Consider the following 6,319-nt stretch of genomic DNA (forward strand, 5'->3'; position numbering starts at 1 on the left):
CGGCCTCCGCGGGCCGGACGTCGAGGTCACTCATCGGCGGGGCCTTCCTTCTCGGCGGGGGCGGTGGCCGCCGGAGCGGCGGTGGCGACAGGAGCGGCGGGAGCGGCCGGGGTGGGGCCCGCGGCGCGGCGGGCCCGGCGCGTCACCTCGTTGTCGGTGGCGCCGGTGATGGCCGCGACGAGCTCCTCGGCGGAGGTGGCGGCCGCGTCGAACACGCCGTTGTTGCGGCCGAGCCGCAGCACCGCGACGGTGTCGGCGACCGCCTTCACGTCGGCCATGTTGTGGCTGATCATGATCACGCCGTGGCCGCGCTCCCGCAGCCGCTCGATGAGGTTCAGCACCTCGGCGGTCTGCGCGACGCCGAGCGCCGCGGTCGGCTCGTCCAGGATGATGACCTTGGGGTCGCCGAGCAGCGAGCGGGCGATCGCCACGGTCTGCCGCTGGCCGCCGGACAGGCCCGCGACCGGCACCCGCACCGACGGGATCTTCGCCGAGAGCTGCTTCAGCAGCTCGCGCGAGCGGACCTCCATCGCGACCTCGTCCAGCCGCAGCCCGCGCAGTTCGCGGCCGAGGAACAGGTTCTCGATGACGTTGAGGTTCTCGCACAGGGCGAGGTCCTGGAACACGGTGGCGATGCCGAGCTGCTGGGCCGCCGCCGGGCTGGTGACGCTCACCTCGCGGGACTCGAAGGTGATGGTCCCCGAGTCCGGCGGGTGGACCCCGGAGAGGGTCTTGACCAGCGTGGACTTGCCGGCGCCGTTGTCGCCGACCAGGGCGACGACCTCGCCCGCCGAGACGTCGAGGTCGACATCGGTGAGCGCGGCGACCGCGCCGAAGGACTTGCTGATGCCGCGCAGCGACAGCAGGGGGGCGGGCCTGCCGCCGGCCTCCGCGGTGTCCGCAGAGCCCGACCGGGCCGGCGAGGGTGGCGATGGGGTCATGACGAACCTTCGTGAGGCTGGGTGAGGTGTGCGAGGGGTGGGGCGGCGCCCTCCCCGCGGATGCGGGCGGGAAGGACGCCGCCAGGGTCGGCCACCCGGACGTCCGCACGGGACGTCCATTCCGGAGGTCGTTACTGGAGGCCGAGCTTGGCGCAGGCCTGGGCGTAGACGGCGGTGCAGACCTGGGCGGGCTCCAGCGCGCCGCCCTGCTTCACCACGTCCTTGATGTTCTGCTGCGTCACCACGGTCGGGACGAACAGCTGCGACGGGGTGTCGAACAGGGTGGTGTTGCCCTGCGGCTTCTTGCCCTGGGTGAACTCGTGCGCGGCGACCGCGGCGGCCTCCGCCACGATCTTGATCGGCTTGGAGATGGTGTTGTACTGGTCGCCGGAGACGACCCGCTGGACCGCGGCCAGCTCGGCGTCGTTGCCGGTGACCGGCGGCACCTTCGCGCCGGCGGCCTTGAACGCGGCGATCGAGCCGCCGCCGGTGCCGTCGTTGGCGGCGGCCACGCCGGCGATCTGGGTGCGGAACTTGCTGATCTGGCCGGACACCCACTCCTGGGCCTTGGCCGGCTCCCAGTTCGGGGTGTCGTACTCGGCGAGCAGCTTGAAGCCGCTCGGGTCGACCGCGCTGTGCACGCCCTTCTTGATCAGGCCGGCGGCGGCGTCGGTCGGCGAGCCGTTGACCTGGAGCAGGCCGCCCTGCGCCTTGGTCTCCTTCAGCCGGTCGACCAGCGACTGGCCGATCATCTGGCCGAGCTTCTCGTTGTCGAACGAGACGTAGTAGTCGGCCTTGGCCTTCGGGATCGGCCGGTCGTAGGCGATGACCGCGGCCTTGCGCGACTGCGCCATCCGGACGATCGAGGCCGCGGCGGCGGAGTCGACGGGGTCGATGACGATCACCTTGGCGCCCTGGGCGAGCGCGGAGGTGGCCTGCTGCTGCTGCTTGGCGGCGTCGGCGTTGGCGTTCTGGTAGAGCACCTCGCAGCCGCCGCACAGCTCCTTCATCTTGGCCTTGAACAGCGGCGCGTCGTACTGCTCGTAGCGGGTCGAGGCGATGTCGGGCATCAGGAACGCGACCTTGGCGTGGTCCCCGCCGCCACCGCCGGATCCGGACGCCTTGGACGAGCAGGCCGTGGCCGGCGCCAGCACGGCCAGCGCCGCGGCCGCCGCTGCGGCCGCACGGAAGGACAGCTTCCTCACTTGGGTTTCTCCTCGGTGTCCCGCCCGTGGAACAGGGGCGGCCGGCTTGGGGGTGGTACAGCACCGCGGGCGGTGCCGCTGCGGATGTGAAGACAACACCCGGCGACGCGTGAATGTCAACACGAGTCCGTGAATTTCACATCAATGGCTGTGATTTGTACCGGTCCCAACGTGAAGATCGTAACTTCGGCGTGCGTGCCGTGAGCACCGGTCGGCTGGCAGGCCTAGACTTCCCCGGTATCTCGCGGACGATCCGGTCTCGGACGACCGCGGTACGTAGTACGTTACTTTCCACACGAACGTCACAGTGAAGCCCCGCCAGTCCCCCTGCCGTCCCGCCGCCGACCCGGCGGCACCCCAGAAGGGAACCCGGTGACCGACGCACCTCCGAGCACGACCGGACCGGACGCCGACGGCGGCAGCACCCGCCGCCGGCGCGAGGCCATCCGCAAGCAGGTGACCGACGAGGGCTTCGTCCGGATCAAGGACCTGGCCGCGGCGCACGCGGTCAGCACCATGACCATCCACCGCGACCTGGACGAGCTGCAGAGCACCGGCTGGCTGCGCAAGGTGCGCGGCGGCGCGACCGCCGAGCCGTCGGCCAGCTACCACGGCGACGTCCGGCACCGCCGCCAGGCCATGGCGGCGGAGAAGCACGCCCTCGCCGCGGCCGCCGCGAGCCTGGTCGGCGCGGGCGCCACGGTGATGATCGACGAGAGCACCACCGCGCTGGAGCTGGCCGGGCTGCTGCCCGCGCGCGGCCCGGTCACGGTGATCACCAACTTCCTCGCCGCGGTGAACGCGCTGACCGGCGAGACCGGCATCGACCTCATCGCGCTCGGCGGCGCGTACTACCCCGCCTACGACGCCTTCCTCGGCCTGCGCACCTCCGAGGCGATCCGCTCGCTCCGCGCCGACCTGCTGTTCATGTCCACCACGGCGATCACCAACGGGCAGTGCTACCACCAGTCGCAGGAGACCGTCGCGGTCAAGCGCGCGCTGATGGAGTCGGCCGACCGGCGGGTGCTGCTGGCCGACCACACCAAATTCGCGAAAAACGGTCTGTTCCAATTGGCGCCGCTGACCGACTTCGACCTGGTCATCGTGGACGCCGGAACGCCCGACTCCGAGGTGGAGGCACTGCGGGCGCGCGGCGTCCGGCTGCACGTCGCCGGACGGGACGGCGCGCCGTCCTGGCCCGCGCCCACGGAGCGCTGACCAGCGCGTTCACCTTCCGGACCGAGGACGTTCAGCGGGCGGCGGGCGATGTCCACCGGGCCGCAGGGGGCTTGACAGCCGGGGTACGTTTCCGGCCCAGACGATGATCATCGTGCGGGGGGACGCCCTCGCGCCCCTCGCCGGGCTGGGTCATCCCATGCCCGAAAACCCTCACACCCGGAGACCGAAACCCATCATGCGCACCCTGCTGCTGAGTTCCGTCCTGGGCGCGGCCCTCGCCGTCGCCAGCCCCGCCGCCGCGCTCGCCGGCTCCCCGTCCGCGCCCGGCGGCCTGCCGAAGGAGGTCTACGGCGGCGCGTGGCGGTCGCCGCACGTCCAGGGCATCGCCGTCGACCAGCGCCGCGGCTTCATGTACTTCTCGTTCACCGACCTGCTGGTCAAGACCGACCTGTCGGGCCGGCCGGTCGGCTCGGTCGTCGGCTTCACCGGCCACCTCGGCGACCTCGACTTCAACGCCGAGGACGGCCGCGTCTACGGATCGCTGGAGTACAAGGAGGCCAAGTCCTTCTACATCGCGATCTTCGACGTGGACAAGATCGACCGGATGAACATGAACGCCGAGGACTCCGACGTCGTGTCGACCGTCTACCTCAAGGAGGTCGTCGACGACTACTCGGCCGACATGAACGGCGACGGCGTCTTCGACGGCAACATCGGCGCCACCCCCGACCACCGCTACGGCTGCAGCGGCATCGACGGCGTCGCGTTCGGCCCCGCCTTCGGCAAGCGCGGCGGCCCGCAGCGCCTTTCCGTCGCCTACGGCATCTACTCCAACACCGGCCGCGCGGACAACGACTACCAGGTCGTCCTGCAGTACGACACCAAGCGCTGGAAGAGCTACGAGAAGCCGCTCACCCAGCAGGCCCCGCACACCAGCGGGCCGTTCCGGACGAGCGGCAAGTACTTCGTCTACACCGGAAACACCAACTACGGGGTCCAGAACCTCGAATACGACCCCACTTCCGGCACGTGGCTGATGGCCGCCTACAAGGGCGCCAAGCCGGGCTTCCCGAATTACGCGCTGTTCGCCGTCGACGGCGCCGCCAAACCGCGGACACAGTGGCTGAAGGGGCAGCCGACGGCCGAGAAGGGCAAGGTCATCCCGCTGTCGCCGCGCGGTCAGCAGGACGACGCCACCGGCGTCCGCGGCTGGTCCGACTCGTCCGGCCAGTACGGTCTGGTCGCGGTCGGAAAGGGCCTCTACTACGTCGTCCAGAGCGCGCAGATCAAGGAGGACGGCGTGACCAAGCAGACCGCCCGCGCCCAGCTCCACAAGTTCACCGGCGCCACCCCCAACCCCTTCACGCGCCTTTCTTAAGACGCAGTGAGTGCGTTGTGCCCGGTCGTTTTGGGCGGCCGGGCACAACGCTCATCTTTTCCATCTCGCCTGTGTTCGTACATCTTGAGATGTACGCGCGGAGGGCGGGTTACGGCTGAAGCTGTAGGTGGGGTGCAATCCTCCGCCAGACGCGGGACGGAAGGCGGCGGATTCACGATGAGTGCCTGATCGGTGAAACGAGGAGGCAGCATCGTGAACGGGAGCCGGAAAGGTCCGGGAGGCCGCCTGGCGGCGGCCGTTTCGGGCAGGCGCGCCAAATGGTTCGTGCTGGCGTTCTGGATCGTCCTGCTGGTGGCGCTCGGACCGCTGTCGGGACGGCTCAAGGACGTGCAGAAGGACGACGCGGCCGGCTGGCTCCCGGCGGGGGCGCAGTCGACGCGGGTCGTGAAGCTGGACGAGCGGTTCCACTCCGGGGAGCCCGTCACCGCCGTGGTCGTCTACGAGCGGACGGCCGGCGTCACCCCGGCGGACGCGGCGAAGGCGCGGGCCGACGCCGTCGCGTTCGGGCGGCTGCCCGGCGCGGGCACCGTCCAGGGACCGTTCACCTCCACGGACGGACGGGCGCTGCGGACGCTCGTCCCCGTCGCCAAGTCCGACGCCGCGAAGGCCGTGGCCTCGGCGCGCGACATCGCCGCGCGCGGCTCCGCCGGCCTGGACACGCACGTCACCGGGCCCGCGGGCGCGGCGGCGGACCTGACCGAGGTGTTCGGCTCCCTCGACGGCCTCCTGCTGGCGGTCGCGGCGGGCGTGGTCGTCGTGCTGCTGCTGCTCATCTACCGCAGCCCGCTGCTGTGGCTGGTCCCGCTGGCCGGCGCCGTGTTCGCGCTCGGCCTGGCGCAGTCGGCGGTGTACCTGCTCGCCAGGTACACCGGGCTGACGTTCAACGGGCAGACCTCCGGCATCCTGACCGTGCTGGTCTTCGGCGTCGCCACCGACTACGCGCTGCTGCTGGTCGCGCGGTACCGGGAGGAGCTGCGGCGCCACGCCGACCGGCACGAGGCGATGGCCGCCGCGCTGCACCGCGCCGGACCCGCGCTCCTGGCCTCGGCGGGAACGGTCGCCGCCGGGCTGCTGTGCCTGCTCGCGGCCACGATGAACGGCAACCGCGGGCTCGGGCCGGTCGCGGCCGCCGGGGTCGTCGCGGCGTTCGCGGCGATGACGACCCTGCTCCCCGCGCTGCTGGTGGTGCTGGGCCGCTGGGTGTTCTGGCCGCTGGTCCCCCGGTACGACCCCGCCGCGACGGCGGACGGCCGGCACAGGCTGTGGGGCCGGATCGGACGGCTCGTCGCGACGCGTCCTCGGGCACTGTGGGCCGGGACGTCGCTCGTCCTGGTCGCGATGGCGTTCGGGCTCGCGTCGCTGTCGGCGGACGGCCTGCGGAACAAGGACCAGTTCGTCACCACGCCGGACTCGGTGACCGGCGCGTCGGCCACGGCCCGGCACTTCCCCGCCGGGTCGGGCGCCCCGGCCATCGTCATCGGCGACGCCGCGCGCGCCCCGGCCCTGGCCGTCGCGCTCCGCTCGACGGACGGCGTCGCCGAGGTCGGGCGGCCCGTCACCGCCCGGGGTCTCGTCCGCTACGAGGCCACCCTGCG

5 protein-coding genes are annotated in these 6,319 nt (G+C 71.8%); 3 read left to right on the plus strand and 2 right to left on the minus strand.

Translation table 11 applies throughout. The features are described from left to right. Window positions 1-26: 26 nt before the first annotated feature. Together AB0J52_RS22790 and AB0J52_RS22795 are read right to left on the minus strand one after the other, a co-directional pair. Window positions 27-941, minus strand: a complete 915-nt coding sequence (locus AB0J52_RS22790) for an ATP-binding cassette domain-containing protein (RefSeq protein ID WP_500183953.1) — start codon at window positions 939-941, stop codon at window positions 27-29. Window positions 942-1,072: 131 nt separating this feature from the next. Continuing rightward, entirely contained in the window at window positions 1,073-2,146 is a 1,074-nt protein-coding gene (locus AB0J52_RS22795; protein WP_500183954.1) for a substrate-binding domain-containing protein, read from the minus strand. 372 nt (window positions 2,147-2,518) lie between these two features. On the opposite strand from AB0J52_RS22795, the gene AB0J52_RS22800 reads away from it, so the two are divergent. The 3 genes from AB0J52_RS22800 to AB0J52_RS22810 all read left to right on the plus strand — a co-directional run. Next, window positions 2,519-3,364, plus strand: a complete 846-nt coding sequence (locus tag AB0J52_RS22800; RefSeq protein ID WP_500183956.1) for a DeoR/GlpR family DNA-binding transcription regulator — start codon at window positions 2,519-2,521, stop codon at window positions 3,362-3,364. Window positions 3,365-3,560: 196 nt separating this feature from the next. Beyond that, window positions 3,561-4,703, plus strand: a complete 1,143-nt coding sequence (locus AB0J52_RS22805) for a hypothetical protein (protein WP_500183957.1) — start codon at window positions 3,561-3,563, stop codon at window positions 4,701-4,703. A gap of 213 nt (window positions 4,704-4,916) precedes the next feature. After that, window positions 4,917-6,319: MMPL family transporter (locus AB0J52_RS22810; RefSeq protein ID WP_500183958.1), on the plus strand; the 1,403-nt coding region annotated here is incomplete at its 3' end.

It is taken from the genome of Spirillospora sp. NPDC049652, from assembly GCF_040675125.1.
Classification (GTDB): domain Bacteria; phylum Actinomycetota; class Actinomycetes; order Streptosporangiales; family Streptosporangiaceae; genus Spirillospora.